Source organism: Domibacillus sp. A3M-37 (genome assembly GCF_024213455.1).
Classification (GTDB): Bacteria; Bacillota; Bacilli; order Bacillales; family Domibacillaceae; genus Domibacillus; species Domibacillus tundrae.
In genome coordinates this window covers 1-17967 of record NZ_JANAVL010000014.1, presented here as the reverse complement: position 1 = coordinate 17967, position 17967 = coordinate 1, and the positions used below count along the sequence as shown (strand labels likewise).

At 39.5% G+C, this 17967-nt stretch carries 15 protein-coding genes, 1 rRNA gene and 5 pseudogenes; 12 read left to right on the top strand and 9 right to left on the bottom strand.

Annotated elements, in window-relative coordinates:
• Positions 1-73 precede the first annotated feature (73 nt).
• Positions 74-535, bottom strand: coding sequence for a hypothetical protein (locus NLX67_RS17025; RefSeq protein WP_254312684.1), 462 nt, complete (start codon positions 533-535; stop codon positions 74-76).
• Positions 536-832: 297 nt separating this feature from the next.
• On the opposite strand from NLX67_RS17025, the pseudogene NLX67_RS17020 reads away from it, so the two are divergent.
• Both NLX67_RS17020 and NLX67_RS17015 read left to right on the top strand, forming a co-directional pair.
• Positions 833-1330 (top strand): annotated as a pseudogene (locus NLX67_RS17020) (ImmA/IrrE family metallo-endopeptidase).
• A 102-nt stretch (positions 1331-1432) separates the two neighbouring features.
• Positions 1433-2461, top strand: a complete 1029-nt coding sequence (locus tag NLX67_RS17015) for a zinc-binding alcohol dehydrogenase family protein (protein ID WP_254312683.1) — start codon at positions 1433-1435, stop codon at positions 2459-2461.
• Between the two features lie 553 nt (positions 2462-3014).
• Here the strand turns inward: NLX67_RS17015 and NLX67_RS17010 are convergent.
• Positions 3015-3797, bottom strand: a complete 783-nt coding sequence (locus tag NLX67_RS17010) for an SDR family NAD(P)-dependent oxidoreductase (protein ID WP_254312682.1) — start codon at positions 3795-3797, stop codon at positions 3015-3017.
• A gap of 621 nt (positions 3798-4418) precedes the next feature.
• Here NLX67_RS17010 and NLX67_RS17005 point away from each other — a divergent pair.
• Positions 4419-5717 (top strand): ATP-binding protein, encoded by a 1299-nt coding sequence (locus NLX67_RS17005; protein WP_254312681.1) that lies wholly within the window; start codon positions 4419-4421, stop codon positions 5715-5717.
• Between the two features lie 149 nt (positions 5718-5866).
• A pseudogene (locus NLX67_RS17000) lies at positions 5867-6136 on the top strand (ImmA/IrrE family metallo-endopeptidase); the annotation flags it as partial.
• 316 nt (positions 6137-6452) lie between these two features.
• Here NLX67_RS17000 and NLX67_RS16995 read toward each other — a convergent pair.
• Positions 6453-6593, bottom strand: coding sequence for a hypothetical protein (locus NLX67_RS16995; protein ID WP_254312679.1), 141 nt, complete (start codon positions 6591-6593; stop codon positions 6453-6455).
• A 21-nt stretch (positions 6594-6614) separates the two neighbouring features.
• Positions 6615-8324: a sensor histidine kinase gene (locus NLX67_RS16990; protein ID WP_254312678.1), complete on the bottom strand. Its 1710-nt coding sequence runs from the start codon at positions 8322-8324 to the stop codon at positions 6615-6617.
• A 644-nt stretch (positions 8325-8968) separates the two neighbouring features.
• Between NLX67_RS16990 and NLX67_RS16985 the strand changes: the two genes are divergently transcribed.
• Together NLX67_RS16985 and NLX67_RS16980 are read left to right on the top strand one after the other, a co-directional pair.
• Positions 8969-10267 carry an ATP-binding protein gene (locus NLX67_RS16985; protein WP_254312677.1) on the top strand — a complete coding sequence of 433 codons (1299 nt, stop codon included), beginning with the start codon at positions 8969-8971 and terminating at the stop codon, positions 10265-10267.
• A 156-nt stretch (positions 10268-10423) separates the two neighbouring features.
• Positions 10424-10597, top strand: a complete 174-nt coding sequence (locus NLX67_RS16980) for a hypothetical protein (protein ID WP_254312676.1) — start codon at positions 10424-10426, stop codon at positions 10595-10597.
• A 94-nt stretch (positions 10598-10691) separates the two neighbouring features.
• Here NLX67_RS16980 and NLX67_RS16975 read toward each other — a convergent pair whose 3' ends face one another.
• Complete coding sequence (locus NLX67_RS16975; RefSeq protein WP_254312675.1) at positions 10692-10871, bottom strand: aspartyl-phosphate phosphatase Spo0E family protein; 180 nt, start codon at positions 10869-10871, stop codon at positions 10692-10694.
• Positions 10872-11444: 573 nt separating this feature from the next.
• On the opposite strand from NLX67_RS16975, the pseudogene NLX67_RS23265 reads away from it, so the two are divergent.
• The 3 genes and pseudogenes from NLX67_RS23265 to NLX67_RS22880 all read left to right on the top strand — a co-directional run.
• Positions 11445-11726 (top strand): annotated as a pseudogene (locus NLX67_RS23265) (Arm DNA-binding domain-containing protein); the annotation flags it as partial.
• Positions 11727-11777: 51 nt separating this feature from the next.
• The gene (gene tnpB / locus NLX67_RS16970; protein ID WP_309143144.1) at positions 11778-12908 is read left to right on the top strand and encodes an IS200/IS605 family element RNA-guided endonuclease TnpB; all 1131 of its coding nucleotides are present in this window, start codon (positions 11778-11780) and stop codon (positions 12906-12908) included.
• A 160-nt stretch (positions 12909-13068) separates the two neighbouring features.
• Positions 13069-13614: pseudogene (locus NLX67_RS22880) on the top strand (tyrosine-type recombinase/integrase); the annotation flags it as partial.
• Here NLX67_RS22880 and NLX67_RS16960 read toward each other — a convergent pair.
• Positions 13522-14619 carry an MBL fold metallo-hydrolase gene (locus NLX67_RS16960; protein WP_254312673.1) on the bottom strand — a complete coding sequence of 366 codons (1098 nt, stop codon included), beginning with the start codon at positions 14617-14619 and terminating at the stop codon, positions 13522-13524. The pseudogene NLX67_RS22880 and the gene NLX67_RS16960 overlap by 93 nt on opposite strands.
• Before the next feature lie 165 nt (positions 14620-14784).
• On the opposite strand from NLX67_RS16960, the pseudogene NLX67_RS16955 reads away from it, so the two are divergent.
• Positions 14785-14907, top strand: a pseudogene (locus NLX67_RS16955) (IS1595 family transposase); the annotation flags it as partial.
• 25 nt (positions 14908-14932) lie between these two features.
• Here the strand turns inward: NLX67_RS16955 and NLX67_RS16950 are convergent.
• On the bottom strand, positions 14933-15148 hold the full coding sequence (locus NLX67_RS16950) for a DUF6366 family protein (RefSeq protein WP_254312672.1): 216 nt from the start codon (positions 15146-15148) through the stop codon (positions 14933-14935).
• A 230-nt stretch (positions 15149-15378) separates the two neighbouring features.
• Complete coding sequence (locus NLX67_RS16945; protein ID WP_254312671.1) at positions 15379-15873, bottom strand: hypothetical protein; 495 nt, start codon at positions 15871-15873, stop codon at positions 15379-15381.
• 257 nt (positions 15874-16130) lie between these two features.
• Here NLX67_RS16945 and NLX67_RS16940 point away from each other — a divergent pair, with 257 nt between their 5' ends.
• Positions 16131-16421: an Arm DNA-binding domain-containing protein gene (locus tag NLX67_RS16940; RefSeq protein ID WP_254312670.1), complete on the top strand. Its 291-nt coding sequence runs from the start codon at positions 16131-16133 to the stop codon at positions 16419-16421.
• A 412-nt stretch (positions 16422-16833) separates the two neighbouring features.
• A complete protein-coding gene (locus tag NLX67_RS16935) occupies positions 16834-17448 on the top strand; it encodes a restriction endonuclease (protein ID WP_254312669.1) in 615 nt (204 codons plus the stop codon).
• A 446-nt stretch (positions 17449-17894) separates the two neighbouring features.
• On the opposite strand, the gene rrf is transcribed toward NLX67_RS16935, so the two are convergent.
• Positions 17895-17967: ribosomal RNA gene (rrf, locus tag NLX67_RS23450) — 5S ribosomal RNA — on the bottom strand; the annotation flags it as partial.

Sequence of the window (17967 nt, the reverse complement as noted above, 5' to 3'; positions counted from 1 at the left end):
TTTCTTGGAATTGCTAAAAAGCCACTAAGCAGTGGCTTTCAACTAATCGTTAAACATCTCTTTTATACTCTGTTTAAAAAAGAGTATATTCCTCTAGATCCTCTACTACTTCATCAAACGTTGTATCGACTTTAAATTTAATTTCATCTTTCTGAAGCTTCTTCAGCAAAGCCTTCTTATCTTCGTTATCTATATATGGAGAAGCATTTAATTTAGCAATAACTTCAGCTGTTTCATAGACTTTAACAGGATCTCCTGGAACTGCATCTATTTCTCTGACTTCTTCAGCATCGAGGTCATCCAACTCCCCCATATCGTAGTCTTCTGCTGTCTCTCTTCTTTCTTGATAATTGTATTCTTCTAAAGAGGAAATATTATCTGCGAAAATCGACATGTTTTTAACCTCTATTTCATTCTTCCGACAAATTTCCAAACGGTTTCTTGTTTCTATCTTTTTAAAAGGTTTGTAACAGGCTACTGTAAACTGCATTGCTAAATGCCTAGCAGTATTATCATAGCTGACACGTTTTTTCATTTGCTTTCTTCACTTAATTAAAAAGCTAATTTTCACTGTTCTTCCTCTGCATGCTCTTCTGTCTTTTTTAGGAGGTTTAATTTGTTTAGGTCCCTTTTGATATATTTAATGCCATTTTTATGACCGGTAATAACTGCTCAATTGATTTATCTTCACCACATACCAGTTTTGCTTAATCCTCTTCATTTTATTGATATGTGAATTTCATCAATCTTTCTTTCCATAGACAGAATTTTATTGTATAATTGTCCCGAACATACATTCCTATAACTGTAAATTGGAAAGAAGGCGTCCCTTATGACCTATGTAAAATCCCATCTTGAAGACTTTATTGAGAATTTATACACAAAAATATTAATTACTTCTCCTGATCAGCTAGATATAGAGCTAATTGCTAGGAGGCTCAACATTGAGGTGGGATATAGTCATAAGAAAAGCAAGTGTGCAGAGATCGGCGGTATTATGATGATCAGGCTTAATGAAAACTTGCCGAAAACTGAACAATGGCAGGAATTTGCTCATGAAGTCTGTCATTTATTAAGACACTGAGGTAATCAAACCGAGCTGCCCTTCCCTTTTATTCAGTTGCAGGAGTGGCAAGCAAATACATTTGCCCTTCATTTTTGTATACCGACTTTTATGCTCCAGGAGCTTGAATTGCCGTTCCATAAGCAGATGGCTATTACCGAGGTATCTCAAGTATTTGGCGTAGAATATCGTTTCGTAGAAGATCGTCTCTCGCTTTATGAGATTCAAATGATGGGTGTTATGTATACTTCTCCTTCTCTTTTGTGATGCAGGGGTTCTTCAATAAGTTAGGTCTATCTAAAGTTAAGGCAGCAGCATTTTAAGTTACTACTCAGAGGGTATACTACTAAAGAAAGGATGTGGTTTATCATGGATACAATGAAGGCGGTAGGACTAACCCGGTACCTTCCAATTGAAGATCCAAAAAGCCTGGTAGATGTAGTTGTAGAGAAACCAAAAGCGACGGGTCGTGATATTTTGGTTAAAGTTGTCGCCATATCGGTCAATCCGGTTGACACCAAGGTGCGGGCGCCTAATGACAGAGTTGAAGAAGTTCCTAAAATTTTAGGCTGGGATGTAGCAGGAATTATTGAAGATGTGGGGCCGGAATGCTCATTGTTCCGTCCGGGGGATGAAGTTTTTTATGCTGGCAGTATTGCACGACAAGGAGGAAACAGTGAATACCATCTGGTCGACGAACGAATCGTTGGGCGCAAGCCCGCTTCCTTGAATTTCGCGGAAGCGGCAGCCCTTCCCCTAACCTCTATCACAGCTTGGGAAGCGTTATTTACCCGAATGTCTATTTCCCAAGATCCAGGTGCCAACGAAGGAAAAGCCCTGCTGATCATTGGGGCAGCCGGGGGTGTAGGGTCCATTGCCACTCAGCTTGCAAAACAGGCTGGGCTTACTGTAATCGGGACTGCTTCCCGATCAGAAACTGTCAGTTGGATTAAATCAATGGGCGCCGACTATACCATTAATCACCATGACCCGCTCCTTCCACAGCTTCAGGCAATTGGATTTCCAAACGTTCCGTACATTTTCTGCCTGAATGCTTTAGAGAAACACTGGGCTGGCATCAGCGAAGCCGTTTCTCCCCAAGGGGTCGTTTGTGCAATTGATGATCCTACTTCTCCGCTTGACCTTACACTGCTCAAGCAAAAAAGTGTCACCTTCGTCTGGGAGTTCATGTTTACACGCTCGCTTTATGAAACGGATGATATGATTGAGCAGCACCGGTTGCTTAATCGCATCGCTGATGCAGTGGACCATCAAAAATTGAAGACAACGCTCGCCGAAGTGCTTGGGCCCATTTCAGCAGAGAATCTTCGTCAATCCCATAAGTTATTGGAGAGCAACCGGACGATTGGCAAGGTTGTTCTAGAGGGGTTTGTTTAAAAACCTATTTGTGGAAAGTACAAAAAAATAAAACCCCATTGCCCGATAAATCGGTGATACGATTCAATTATTTACAATGGTCAATAATAAAAGGCCGGCTGTTAATGGCAGTCGGCTTCAATCTTGCAAAGAGAAGCTTGCAGTTATTTGTGATATGGTTGGGTATCTTTTATTCTGTTCTACTCCACAGCGAATTGACTGAACAATAAAAGAGACTGGATTCGCGCATGAATTATGTTACTTTTTAAGCCTTTCAGGGAATCAAACCGGGCTGTCCTTCCCTTTTGTTCAGCTGCAAGAGTTGCAGACCCAAGCTTTTGCTTATCGTTTTTATGTTCCTACTTTTATGCTGGAAAAACTAAATTTGCCGGATACCGACTGAGAGAGGACTTGGTCAGTAAAAAATTAATAAAAAAGAACAAAAGGCATCCGAATAGGCTTATTCGGAATGCCTTTTGTCGACAAACTGAACCCTTCTTAAGCAAGGAGGGTTTGTTGGTATTTTTATTAAAAGTGGTTCAACCCAATTTTCTTTATTTCTTTATTTCTTTATTTATTTTCTTCTTTCCTTTAACCAGCTTTCAAATTCGGTTGCCACAATTCGTTCACCTGTTATTCCTTCAGATTGCTCCGAGGCAAGAAAAACAATTGGTTTTGCCATGATTTCTGGTTTCAAAAGCTGGGATTTTCCTTCCAGTTCCTTTTTCACTTCATCAGGTATCATTCCTGTTACTGTGGCGCCCCCAGGAAGGAGCATGTTAACCGATACACCATACTCTCGCATGTCTTCCGCCATAATATAGGACAGAGACTCAGTAGCAGCACGTGACGGACCATATGGAACGAATCCTTTTCTTTTCATTGTTTCGTAATTCATCGAAATATTTATAATTTTTCCTCTTCCTTGCTCCGCCATTAGAGGGGTGAATCCTCGGGAAGTCAGAAAATAGCCGGTCACATTTGTATCCATTAAATTTCGAAACTCTTCCGGAGATACATGAAAGAATGGCTGCGGTTTTGTAAGAAACTTTGGGTTTACCGTCCTCATCCCAATGCCTGCATTGTTTACAAGGACATCAATTTTACCCCATTCCGCTTTTACCCATTTCACCGCATCTTCAACAGATCCCTCCGATCTAACATCCAATGGAAGTTCAAAAACCGTAGAATATCCCTTATCTTTAAGGTTTATTATGGCTTCAGTTAATTTTGGTCCTGGACGGGATGCTAAAGCTACCGTTGCCCCTTCACTTAGAAGTGCTTCTGACATGGCATAACCTAAACCGCTTGACGCACCGGTAACGACAATATGTACATCCATTAATGCTTTTTCCATTTTATCACCTCAAAATAATTATATATCGTATCCTTAATTTGTCCGAATCTATTGACTGACTGGTTTATTATGCACATTTTTATTAAAAAACCCGTATCACAGCACTGAAAATTAAAATATGAAGTACAATAAATTTCCAATGAAAGGAGAGCTTTATTATTAGGACAATTCCTATACCTTACCTATTGTGCAGCTGCAAGAGTGGCAAGCTAAGACATTCACCCTCCACTTCTGTATGCCGACTTTTATGCTTGAAAAATTGGACCTGCCTTTTGATAAACGATTGGCCCTCAATAAAGCTGTAGAGTCATTCAATGTAGAGTATTCTTTTGCGGAAGAGCATCTTGCTCTGTGGGAGATTCAAATAATGGGCGTTATGTATGGGGGGAATACCCCTTCCTTCATATAAGTTTATCCTTAAAAAGAAATTATCTTGTCGATATTTGTCGAAGTAATTATGTAGAATTCATTGTTTTATTGTAGGAAAATAGAAGGAAATACCTACCTTACATCGTCGTTTTCATTAAAAATACAAGCTATATCAACGTGAACGATTGAACCATTCCTTTTGCCTGTTAAGCACACTAGCGGCTGGCGAAGAAGTGGTAGAAGTAATATGAATTGATAAATGAGACTGGAGGCAAGAAGCTGAATACCTTGGTTGATAACATTCAGACCCTTTTATTGAACATCTTTGTTGTTTATTTTTTCTTCACTTTCTATTTCAAGTTTATTGAAAGAAAAACAACCCAACTAAAAAATGAGATTATTATCACTCTTGTTTCTGCTGTGTCAATTATTTTGTGTATGAGTTTTCCCGTCCTCAACTTTTCAGGCATTACCCTTGATTTTCGCCAAGTCCCTTTAATCATTGGTGCATTGTATGGAGGGCGCAGGGTCGCTTTTGTATTGGTATTGGTTTTACTGACGTATCGTTTTTACTTAGACATTTCTAATTTTCACATTGCTCTCTTTGTTTATTCTCTGTTGCTCATTTCATTATGCTTTGTCGTTCCACACTTCAAAAATACAGTTAATCTGCAAAGAAAAGTAAAACTTGCCGTATTAGCTACTTTATTTGGAGTAGGAGCCAGGATGGCAATGATGCTTCTATTTTATTCAGAAAGACCAGCTTTGGATTTCCTTATTGCTTTTACTCTTATCTTGTTTTTGCAATTAATAGGTGTTGTATTTTTTGTGGTTGTTAACGAAAGAACCAGACGAGATGCGTTGCTTTCCAAGGAAGTTATGAAGCTTGAAAAACTTCGTACGGTCAGTGAATTAGCTGCGAGTATTTCTCATGAAGTACGAAATCCTTTAACGGTTACAAGGGGATTTATTCAGCTTGTGCGTGAGCCTGGTCTTACAGATCAAGAGAAGAATCGATATATTGAAACAGCTCTGGAGGCTTTGGATGAAGCGGAATCAACGATCACGGACTATCTTACATTCGCCAAACCTTCATTAGAAAATGTAGAGATCTTAGATTTGCATAAGGAGCTAACTTACATCGAAAAGTTTGTTAAACCTTATGCCGCCATGAATAATGTAGAAATTGAAGTGAGTTTAGAAGAATCTCTCTATATTGCAGGTGAAGCTAAAAAGTTTCACCAGTGCCTGATCAATATTGTGAAAAATGGGATTGAGGCCATGCCCCAGGGTGGAACATTAAAAATCGACATGAAGCGATTTGAAGACAGTGCTATGATCACAATTACAGATACTGGTATTGGAATGAATGAGGAACAGCTCGAACGTTTAGGAAACCCGTTTTTTACAACAAAAGATATCGGCACCGGTCTTGGCACGATGGTTGTCTATAGCACGGTAAAGGCTATGGATGGTGAAATACTTGTGGACAGTGAACCTGGAAAAGGTACAAGATTTGCAGTTTTTATTCCATCGGCTGAAGTGATTTAAAAACCTTGTAAAGTAGTGTCTGCCTCCCCTTCTCTTTTATGAGATGGGGTTTTATTTCAAAATGAAAAAGAACATACAATCGGATCATTCAATTCTAACTATTGTCGTTATTTGTCGAACGAAAAAGATAGCTACCTTTCGCTCATGAAGTTTGCCACTTGCTACGCCACACAGGCAACCAAACAGAGCTGCCCTTCCCTTTCGTTCAGCTGCAAGAGTGGCAAGCAAGTACATTTGCCCTTCATTTTTGTATACCGACTTTTATGCTCCAAGAAATTGACCTACCTTTCCGCAAACAATGGGCTATTGCCGAGGTTGCACATACATTTGGCGTTGAATATCAATTCGCAGAAGAACGGCTTGCGCTTTATGAGATTCAGATGATGGGCGTTATGTATAATTCTCCTTCTCTTTTATGATGGCGGTTTTGTTTTAACAAAAGGCTCTTTTAAACGATAATATTGATTTTTTCTCAAAAGAAAAAGGACCGTTTTTGGTCCTTTGCTTTATTCCTTCTTCAACTTAAGCACCCGTTAGCCATCCATGCAACACAACCACTGCACCACAGATTATGTAAGGAAACTCGTTTTTACATGGGAGTTTAAGTACAATCCTTCACAATCTGGATATCAACAGTATCCAGGACTAATAGGGACTCTTAGTTTAATACCAAACAATTATATTTTATTATTCTTTCATTCTAAAGTCATAAAAAATCCAGAAGTCTTCTCGCAATTACAAACCCGTCGCCGCCGTTATTTCCTCCTCCGCCACCGTTGCATCCGCATTTTCCATCAGCACCACACTGGGCAATCCGATCTCCTCTATCGTATACCTGTCCATTTCCTGCATTTCCCTTTGGCCTGCCACATACATTCCGCTCACTCCTTTTTTCTTTTACCTCCCATCCTTAGGCTGACTATTTTGCGCGATTGGAAGGGCAATTGTAAAACTAGTGCCCTTATTCTCTTCACTTTTCACCTTAATCTCTCCGCCCATGGCTTTAACAATGCTGTAGACGACCATGGTGCCAAGTCCTGTGCCTTTGTCTTTTGTTGTGTAAAAAGGCGTTCCCAGCCTCTCCAGCTGCTCCTCGCTCATCCCTGTTCCACTGTCGGTAACACTTAGCCATGCTTTGGAGCCCGTTTTCTTTAAAGAGACACTGAGCTGTCCCCCTTCAGGCATCGCTTCAATCCCATTCTTGATTACGTTAATCAAGCATTGATGAAGCTTGGCGGCCTCTCCGGAAATATACAAATTTTCCTCCCAGGATACTTCAATATGTACATTATTCATATTTGCATATGGGCTTACAACCGTTAAAACATAATCCAATTCTTTAGCCAAATCCAATACCTTTACGTTCTCGAGCGACGGCTTCGCAAAGGTCAGATAATCGGTAATAATATGTTCGGCACGCTCCAGCTCATCCAGCGAAATCGCGAGATACATCATCTTATCTTCCTCAGTAAGATTCCTCTCCTTTAACAGCTGCAGAAACCCCTTGATTACAGTTAAAGGGTTGCGCACTTCATGCGAGATGCTCGCGGCTATTTCACTGACTGTCTTCAATTTTTCCAGCTTCCTCATCTCTTTCGCCAATTTCCTAAAATTATTCGTAAAACGGATGATGATAAATACAGAAATGACGATCGCGATGATAACAACAAGAGAGCCTATGATCAAAAGATTGTGGCCAATTTGATTCGCAGATGCCGCCAAATCTTTTTTTTCAATGATAGATATGTATTTCCAGTTATTATTTTCCGAAGTGATAACATGTAAAACGGATTCTTCGCCGTCTACTTTTGCCTCAAAGGTGCCATCCTGCCCGATCGCTCCCAACTCGGGAATGTTCAATTCAGAAATTGATTCAAGATTCAATTCGGGCTTTTTAGGATGCGCAATAATCGTGCCATCGCTTTGCGTCAGAATCACATACCCACTTCCGCCTATTTTCACATCCTGAATCAGGCTCGTCAGCCCATCCAAACTGACATCCAGCCCCATGACCCCGATTCTTTTGCCATTGCGTTCAATCGTGACGACATTGCTGACTATTTTATGGGTTAATCCCGATGATGTATAAGCACCTGTCATCAATACTTCGCCAGGGTCCTCCAGGGCCGTTACATACCAGGGCCGCATTCTTGGATCATATCCGGGGAGCGTGGGCCCTTCAGGATACTGGACATAACGGCCTTCCTCAGTGCCCATATACACATACGTTGCATCCGGATGGTTTTTTCCAAAGTGGGAGAAGGCCTCATAGATCTCCTTTTCCACTGCCCCATTTTTGCTTGGGGTCATCTGGACGAGTGGGCCATTCCCTTTAATATCTTTATATGTCATTATGCTGCTGTCCGCTTTCAGCATCCGCGGGTCAGTCGCCAGCGTATTCAAATCCTCCTTTATTCCCTTAAAGTACATCGAGATCGCATTATCCACTTTTTCGATTTCCCTCAGACTGGAATTCACATACTCCCGTTCAGTCGTTTCCCGGACCTTTCCGTTCGCAAAAAACATAATAATGGAAAGGGGAATTAATAAAAGAAGGAGCGAAAATAATATCAGCTTCTTCTTTACTGAAAACCATTTAACTTCCATGATAAACTCCTTTTATCGCTAACTAGATACTTTAAAGCGATGCTAATATCCGGGCATTTTCTCCTATTTTAATATATTTGATTGATAAAAACATGTATTTGTTTTAAATTTTTTAAAAAATCTATTACATTTTATTGATGTTCCAGCGAAATCCAACTGCTGCAGAAGAACGAGTTAATACTTTTCCTACGTCTTCTAATGCTTTTAACTGTGACGAACCAGCTCAATTTCTTATAGCACTAACCTGCCACGTTAGTGCTATAAGAAAATCAATATTATTCTTTTTTATAAAGAGAATCAGGAGCTAGGGTGATTGTTGTGGGGGTACCTTTCCATAAGGAACTACATATAATAAATCTTTATTTCTCACTCTATCCCTCCCTTGTATGAGATGGGGTTTTGTTTTATTGCTTAAAAAGCAAACACATTGTCGATATCTGTCGAATAAATCATGTAGAATTCTATCTTTTTTTATAGGAAAATAGAAGGAAGCGCTTACCCTACATAATTTGATCTTATTTAAATGGAAGCTCTGCGAAGATGAAATTGTAGAGTGATCCCTCCCCTGTCTTTTAAGCAGTATTAGCAGCCGGCACAGGTGTTGTAAAAGTAATATGAATTAATCATGAGACTGGAGATAATTAATGAGTACCTTATTTGATAATATTGAAACCATTTTATTAAAAATTCTCTTAGTTTATTTTTGTTTCTCAATTTATTTTAAATTCATTGAAAGAAAAACGAGAAAATTAACCAATGAGATTATCCTTGTTCTTGTCTCTGGTATCTCCATCGTTCTATGTATGACATTACCTATCATGTTCACTACCGGCTATACTGTTGATTTCCGACAAGTGCCTTTTATCGTCGGGGCACTATATGGAGGGCGAAGAGTTGCTGCCTTTTTACTCTTTACTCTGTTGGCCTATCGCTTTTATTTAGGTCCTAATTTTGAAGTAGCTGTAATCACATATTTTCTATTGTTTCTTACATTGTGGTACATCATTCCCAAGTTTAATAAGGCTGTTACTATTAGAAAAAGAGTATATCTCGCCACATTAGCGTCTCTCTTTGGATTGCTTTTTAAGGTGATAGTAAGCTTTTTGATCATAGCAGACCTTACCTCGGAATCCTTTATGTTTCTTATTTCTTTCCTTATCACTCAATCTATTGGGGTTATCTTCTTTGTATTCTCTAATGAAACATTAAGAAAGGATGCCCTTCTAGCGAAAGAAATCGGCAAGCTTGAAAAGCTAAAGACAGTCAGTGAATTAGCAGCAAGCATTTCTCATGAAGTAAGAAACCCCTTGACGGTTACAAAAGGATTTCTTCAATTATTACGTGAGCCGGGTCTTACAGATCAAGATAAAAATGGATATGTTGAAACCGCACTGGAGGCTTTGGAGAACGCAGAGACGATTATTACGGATTATCTTACCTTTGCAAAACCTTCATTAGAGAACATAAGGATATTGGACATACATAAAAAATTAACTAACATCAAAAATTTTACTATGCCTTACGCTATGATGAATAATGTAGAAATTGAAGTGAGTTTGGAAGAAAATATTTATATTGTCGGTGAAAAGGAAAAAGTTCATCAGTGCCTTATAAATGTCGTGAAAAATGGGATTGAAGCAATGCCCCAGGGAGGAAAGCTAAAAATAGGGCTGAAGCGATCTGGGGATAATGCCATGATCACTATAGCAGATACAGGGATCGGAATGAATGAGGAGCAGCTTGAACGTTTAGGAAACCCCTTTTTCACAACCAAAGATATAGGCACCGGGCTTGGAACAATGGTTGTCTATAGCGTCGTGAAAGCCATGGGTGGTGAAATAAATGTGGACAGTGAACCAGGGAAAGGCACAAGCTTCTCTATTCTCCTTCCGGTAGTTGAAAACTCAGACCTATCATTCGAAGAAATTGTAAAATCGAGCTAGCCTTCCCTGCTTACTATGCGAAGCACGACCGCGATAAAGATGGATGGCGAAAGATAATTAAATAAAATTCTAGTTCTCACCCAACCTGTCCCTTTTTGAGACAGGTTTTTTCTTTTATAATCAAACAGAACAAACATTCTTACATAAGAGTGAATAATGGAATCTGAATTTGAAAGAGATCGTCGAGCAAAATTACTTCGCGAAGCTGGCATTGAGGTTGATGACAAGATTGATCCTAACATTCCTATATTTAAAAGGATTTATATGAAAGCTGGCGATTTGCATTATGAATTGAAGGCGAAAATATTTCTAAAAAATTGGCTGTGTTAAAGGCCAATGTTGACTTTAATATATGAAAACCCCACTGCTATTAGATTTCCATGAAACATGAGTGTATTCAAAATTTGATGGCAATAAGATTTCTCTATTTTCCATGTATTAACTTTTCATATTCGTTTAAAAGTTCGTTTAACTCTTGACTCACAGATAAAACTTCTTCATCAAGAAAATCTAAACCTTTATTTGTAGCAATACGGACCATTTTTTCACGCAGTAAGGCAATTTTATTCCAAAGCTCGTTCTCTTTATGCAGTTTCTCATTCATTTTAACACCACCTATTTGATAAATTTTTAACATTATCTAGTATGTTGATAATGCCTGTCGTTTATGTATTTAAAAATAATTAGCCACTCCTTAATAAATGCTTTTGTTTTTGGCCGTGTTAAAATTCAAATTTCGAATTCGAAAATACGGCTGTATCAAAGGTGTTGGAGTAACTTAAAGCTGAAAATACAGTTCACTATTTAACTGTCAAAATAAACAACAAGCTTTAACAGAACCAAAAAATTAAGCGAGTACCGTTTGGAACAATACCAATCCAACAGAAAATAAGATTGAACATATTTCCCAGCATGATTTAGGTACAATTCATGCTATAGTTCCCATGCTGAGCACAGCTACTGTCTCTCAATTGTCTCTTTTTGCTGATTGCATAGGTACATTAAGATTCACCTATGCTTATTCTTTAAGGAGGTGGTGCCCTACTTATCTTCTCGTATACGCGCCTGCCACGCTACGGAGGAGAAACTAATGAAAAAATATAAATCGAAAAAAGAACCTGACGTATATTACTACTTTGACAAAAATGGAAAGAAAAAATGATGTTACCGTTATCGTTATTACGACGCATTCAATAACCGGCGTGAGAAATCTTCACAGGGATTTTCTACTGAAAAGGAGTGCTTAAAAGCATTACTGGAGGTAAAGTCGTCTATTTTGAATGGGGACATAAAAAGTGTGGAAAGTGACCAATTGACTGTGGCTGACTGGATGGATCTATCAGATTTTACCGAAAGAGTACCCCCACTTCAATCATGTGATGGGCGAAGACCAATGATAAGTGGCGGGGTGAATGTCGGTTTGCGAAGCACAAGCTTTTGTTTTTTATTCCAAATTTAATAAAATAATACTTAATAATATTGAAAATCGAAGGATTGGAGGTATGAATTAATGTCAGTCAATAAAGCGTATAAATTTCGTTTGTATCCAAATAAAGAACAAGAAATAGTAATGGCCAAAACAATTGGATCGAGTCGCTTTGTATTCAATCGTTTTTTATCGTTGTGGAACGAAAGATTTCAAACGACTGGAAAGGGTCTTTCTTACAGTGCTTGCTCCAACCAGCTTACGAGTTTAAAAAAAGAATTGATCTGGCTGAAAGAAGTCGATGCCCATGCTTTGCAGTCCTCTTTAAAAAACCTTTCGGATTCCTTTGACCGTTTTTTCAAGAAACAGAACGATGCTCCGCGTTTTAAAAATAAACGAAACAAAGTCCAATCTTACACGACCAATATTGAAAAGAAAAATCAGCAGCCAGACGTCAGTATCTCCGGGAACCGTTTAAAGCTGCCGAAACTGGGCTGGGTTCGTTTTGTGAACAGCCGCAAAGTAGAAGGTCGTATTCTGAATGCAACGGTGCGAAAAAACCCTTCTGGAAAATACTTTGTTTCTCTTCTTGTTGAAACGGAAGTAAAAGAGAAGGAAAAAACAGGTTCTACTGTTGGTATAGACGTTGGTTTGAAAGACTTCGCCATTCTTTCGAATGGACAAGTGTACAAAAACCCTACGTTTTTCCGCAAATTAGAAGAAAAACTGGTGAAAGCACAACGCATTCTTTCCCGACGTCAACGCTTCGCCATTCAGCAGAAAAGACCGTTATCAGAAGCAAAAAATGTGCAAAAACAACGAACCAAAGTGGCACGTATCCATGAACAAATTGCAAATGCACGTACTGATTACTTGCAGAAAATCACAACCGAAATCATTAAAAACCACGATGTGATCGGGATTGAGGATCTAAAAGTATCCAACATGTTGAAAAACCGTACATTAGCCAAAGCAATCAGCGAAGTTTCCTGGTCCGAGTTCCGTACAATGCTGGAATACAAAGCGACATGGTATGACAAACAGGTCATTGCTGTTGATCCACACTGCACTTCTCAGAAGTGCCATTCATGCGGTCATACAGCGAAGGAAAACCGTCAAACACAAGCCGCATTTATTTGTGTTTCCTGCGGTCATTCCGAGAATGCCGACATCAACGCTTCCCGGAATATTCATGAGTTAGCGATGGCACATTAATACCACTTGATTGACCGCAGGAGACTTGCTACAAAGTCGTTTGTACTGCCAACCGTCGGAATGACGGGTGTAGCCTAATGAATTAGAAACCGATAGGTTTCTTTACTTAGGAATCCCCCATGTTCAACGAACGTAGAGAGTAACTGGGGGTAATTCAAGGTATGAAACGCATAAAAACGAGTGGGAAATTACCTCTCAAATTCAGCGGGAAATGGCTATCAGATTGCATATAAAACCGCTTCTCGGCAACTATCGTCTGCAAAAATTGGATAAAGCAACATATAAGCGTGAATTCATGAACGAGTTGTTAAAATCGCACGCGCCTGGAACCGTCCAATTGTTCCACCGGATTTTTAAAATTGCGGTAAATGCAGCGGTAGATAATGAAATGCTTCCCCGCAACCGCTTTTCAAAAATTACGATTACGGATCTGGGTGAAAAATCTAAAAACAACTTTTTGACAGCTGCTGAGTTAAAAGTGTTTCTGGCTGAAGCTAAACAGCTGGATCACCATACAGATTATGCGCTGATTCTGTTGCTCGCTTACACTGGTCTCAGAAAAGGTGAGGCATTAGGTTTAACGTGGGATGATATCGATTTTGAAAAAAAGACCTTAAACGTCAATAAGACCCGGGACAAATATGGAACGAGAACACCAAAAACAGAGAAAAGTTACCGGACCATTCTGATAGATGATTTTCTCCTGTAGCATCTGGCCACGTATCGAACCTAGTGTATAGAAACAAAATTCCGATTCAGATGTAATATAATTGGTCTTGCCTGCTTCAAGAATATAGCCATCAGGGAAATTATAGAATGGGCTGCCTTGAACACTCTCAAGCGTCCAGCCGCACAAATCAATATTCTGAGTGCTGCTGTTTTTAATTCCAACGGTTTCTCCGTCTAAATCTTTGCTGGCAATTTCAATTTGGCTATCATCAATCGGTGTTGATTCATCAGGATCTTCTTTTGTTGGTTCTTCATCGATTCCTTGGTCGATATGAAGGTCATTTCCCTGCGTCCACATTTCAACATCGCCTTCTGGTGTTGACCATACAAGAATATTAGAAAGAAATAAGCGTTTTAAGATATCTGAATGTGGATGTCCATATGGATTATTTCCCCCATATGACAACACTGCATGCCTTGGCTGAACTTCTGCCAAGAAAGCATCCGATATTCCTGTACTTGAGCCGTGATGAGAAACCTTGACTACTTCTGCACTCAAGTCATACTTAGCCAGGAGTTCTTTTTCCACTTCTATGCCTGCATCGCCAGTTAGCAAAAAATCGATTTCTCCGTAAGTGACCTTTAATACAATAGAGCCTTCATTTAAGTCCGCTGCTTCACTGTCGACATGAAGGACTTTTACCGAAACAGATGGATCTGGCGAAAGATCTTGTCCTTCTTGAGCAATTTTAAATGCAGCTCCTTCTGATTGAACAGCCGTTAAGTAATTTAGGTGGGTTTGCGTAGTATGGTCCTGGCCAGGATCGATGACTGTTTTTACGCCAAATTCTGTGATCACGGCGTCTGCTCCGCCAATGTGATCAGCATCTGGATGTGTCGCGACAAAGGTATCCACCGTAAAACCAGGACCAAATCCATTCACGGCTTCATTGATTGCAACATCAGATCGGCCGGCATCGACTAGCATGGTTTGGCTATTTGGAAACCCAAGTAGAGTGGCGTCACCCTGTCCTACATTCAAAAAGTCTACCTCATAAAAACGGTAACTCTCTGGTACGTCTTTAAATGATGCTGCCTCGGCAAATGGCGCAACAATGCCCAGTGCAAATACTGCACTCGATAAAAAAGCTAAAGGTTTTTTAAATTCATTTCCCCCTCCCTACAACAATTTAATTATACCTTTCACTATTGGTTCCGTTGGCTTGAATTAGGAAAGGATTTAACATTCGATAAAGGTGTTGAGCAAATGCTTATTTCAGCGTGTCAAAAATCAAATTATACAACTGTGAAATTGTTAAGAAGTGCATAATAAAAGACCCCAAAAAGAGGTCTCCTTACTTTAAGAATATTGATGCGGCTATAAAACCTATTATGATAACAAGGATAAGTATTCCAGTACCCTTCCAGCCTAAACTACCTACTAAATCAGCAAGGTTTCCAGTTTCAGCCCTATTAAACGCATCGTTCATATTTCCAGTTGGGTTTCTTTTTAATTCTTCTTGTCTTAGTCTTTCTCTTCTTCTTTCAGGTGTTTCTTTGTCTTCGCTCATTATTACACCCCCATTTTCTGTAATTCTAACATATGTTCCTTAATACTGTTTAGATAAATCTTACCTTAAGATTTATAACACAATTTAACATATTATGGTAATTTAATAAATTTTCATATTTAAAAACAACAATCTTTTAGAAAACAGCCAAAGCAAAAAAGACCTTATGGTACTTTTGATAAAAGTATCCTTGCAAGGTCTTTTTTGATGGCAGCATGCATATCCTTGGTTTAATGGTCGTCTCGCTGCTCAAGCCGGCCGTCTCGCTGTCCCGCTAATTCCATTTCATGAAAAAGCGAGAGTTCAGACAGGTCAGTATGTTCGCCAAGGTCGACTTTGTTGGTCAGATAGCCTTCATAGCGTGTGTCCATCATGCTGATAAACCCTTCCGGTTTGTCTAAAACAGCCTGGCCGGTTAATTCATAAACAGGTAGCGCAGTTTGAACAAAACGCATTTTTTCGTGATGGGTAAAGTTGCCCCATTCCGTCACGGAAAACGAGTGAAGGGTTTCTTTGCTGATGGTCTGTTCACCCCAAAAACCGGATTTCTCCCCGCCTGTATTTTCAGAAGCGACAAAGGATTCTATTTTTCCAAACAGGCTGGAAGAAGACCATTCTTCCACTATAGAGGATAAGCTTAACCCCCCAGTACTTAACAGTACCGCAAAAACCGGCAACAGCACCATAAAAACCGGCATAAGCAGCAACGTGAGTACGTATTTCATAAGAGGCACCTCCTTTTTTACGTAGTGTGCTAGGTGTCCCGATGCAAATAGATGCCGGGGATTTTTGCCTTGCTGTTTTCTCATAAAACAAAGGCGTCGTTCCCCCGTAACCCCTATCTTTTCTACAAAAGCGGAAGTTTATTCAAAAAATATGAAAAATATCCCTTTTTCGACAGCCCAGTTAACAGGGGGCACAAGAGGAAAAGAAAGAAAAGACGGTTCTCTTTTTTATATCCCCATGATTTGTGAAAAGGTGGTTGTTACAGCAGGGGTCTGTTGCAAAAGGTCCAGACTGCCGCCTGTTTCTGTCTTTGTTAAAGTATCAGACGAAACAGGGAGAAAAATGGCTTTTCAAGCTGGACATCGGAAAAGATCCGGCTACAGGTCAGCGAAGAACGACAACAGGAAGAGGATTTACTAAAAAGAAAGATGCAGAAGCAGCCGCGAATGAGCTTCTTGCCTCGCTGCGGGACAACACGTATGACAATCGAAAAATAACATTTGAACTGGTGTACCAGGAGTGGCTGCAATATAACAAAGACACTTGACGCGTGAATACTTCACTAAACCCCAGGCAGCCTCAAACGGTTTTACTTATATTGTCACTCCTCTTTATCATGGCTAATCACCTTACAAGTGATTTGAATTTCAATTCCATTTTTTCTTGCTCTTTCTGAGTGGTGTTTGACAGACATCATCTCCAAAAAAACGGCAAAAAAAGAGCGAATTTCAATGCATTTCAGAAAAAGAGATGACAAAGAAGAGAACGTCCTGCTGCTTATAGCAGCCCGTTACTTCTTTTATTATCTGTATATGAATGAAAAATTTGCCCAAATTAGTCTTATTTCAATTTTGTCCGCTGAGACTTACTTCACATAAGCTTATGAAAAAATGAATCATAAGATCGAATAAAAAAGAATAATGTAGCGGAGGTTAACTATTATAGAAAGGAATGACTACATGGCTAAAAGAAAACACCAAAGAAAAACAAATGTACTTTTCAATCAGCCCCTTTTCGGTTCACTTGTCCTTCTGCTCGTTCTTCGTTCTGCTTTCGAATATCCACTAGCTGCAGGTGTTGTTCTATTGATTATAGTCACTTTAGCTGCTATGATCTTTTATTTTCAATGGAAAAAGCGCCATGTAAAACGAAAAAAATTGCTTCAATCCCGCATTACTGAAATTGATGCGATGACTGGAATAGAATTTGAAAATTATTTAGGTGTGTTATTCGAAGCAATGGGTTACGAAGTGGAGATGACTCCCTCTTCAGGTGATTACGGCGCAGATTTATTGATCACAAAAGAGAAGGAATTGATCACTGTACAAGCCAAGAGATACAGCAAAGCGGTCGGAATTTCTTCCATTCAAGAAGTATTTTCTGCGAAAATGTATTACCAAGCTAGTGAAGCCTGGGTTGTGACAAACAATACGTTTTCACGAAATGCCAGCGAACTTGCCAAAAAAAGCGGGGTGAAGCTGATCGCGAGGGAGCAGCTTATCAATTTGATTACCGAGAACATAGTCGACACTCCTCCCCCCGTGTTCACCATTCATACTTGGAACGAAAATTAAAGGGAAGCGGCGCTTGCCGCTTCTTTTTGATTTGAACGTATTTTTTTCATCCCTTCATCCTAAAATCAGAGGAAGAGAAATGTATGAACTTCATCTCAAAATAAACAGAAAACCATTTTGAAAAATTTTCTTTTGCTCTCTTAATCGTGCTGTACTTTTTATACACTCAAAAGAGAGTCAAATGCAGGTATATGAAGAATCACCTTCCTTAATCAGTCGATAAATAAAATCAAAGTCAATTGCCGCCTCGATTCTATGGACCAGATGATCAGCTAGTACAATCTGGTCGAGCGCGACAAATTCTAATTAATTTCGATGATTTTTCAGGCGCTTAGACAGCATACAAATCCCCCCACAAGGTTTTGATGCTTCTATTGTACAAAAAAAAGCCTGCAGACATCATCTTCAAAGTGAAGACTTTGTCTACAAGCTGTTCTTTTTAATTTGCCTGGCGGCGTCCTGCTCTCACAGGGGGAAACCCCCAACTACCATCGGCGCTGAAGAGCTTAACTGCCGTGT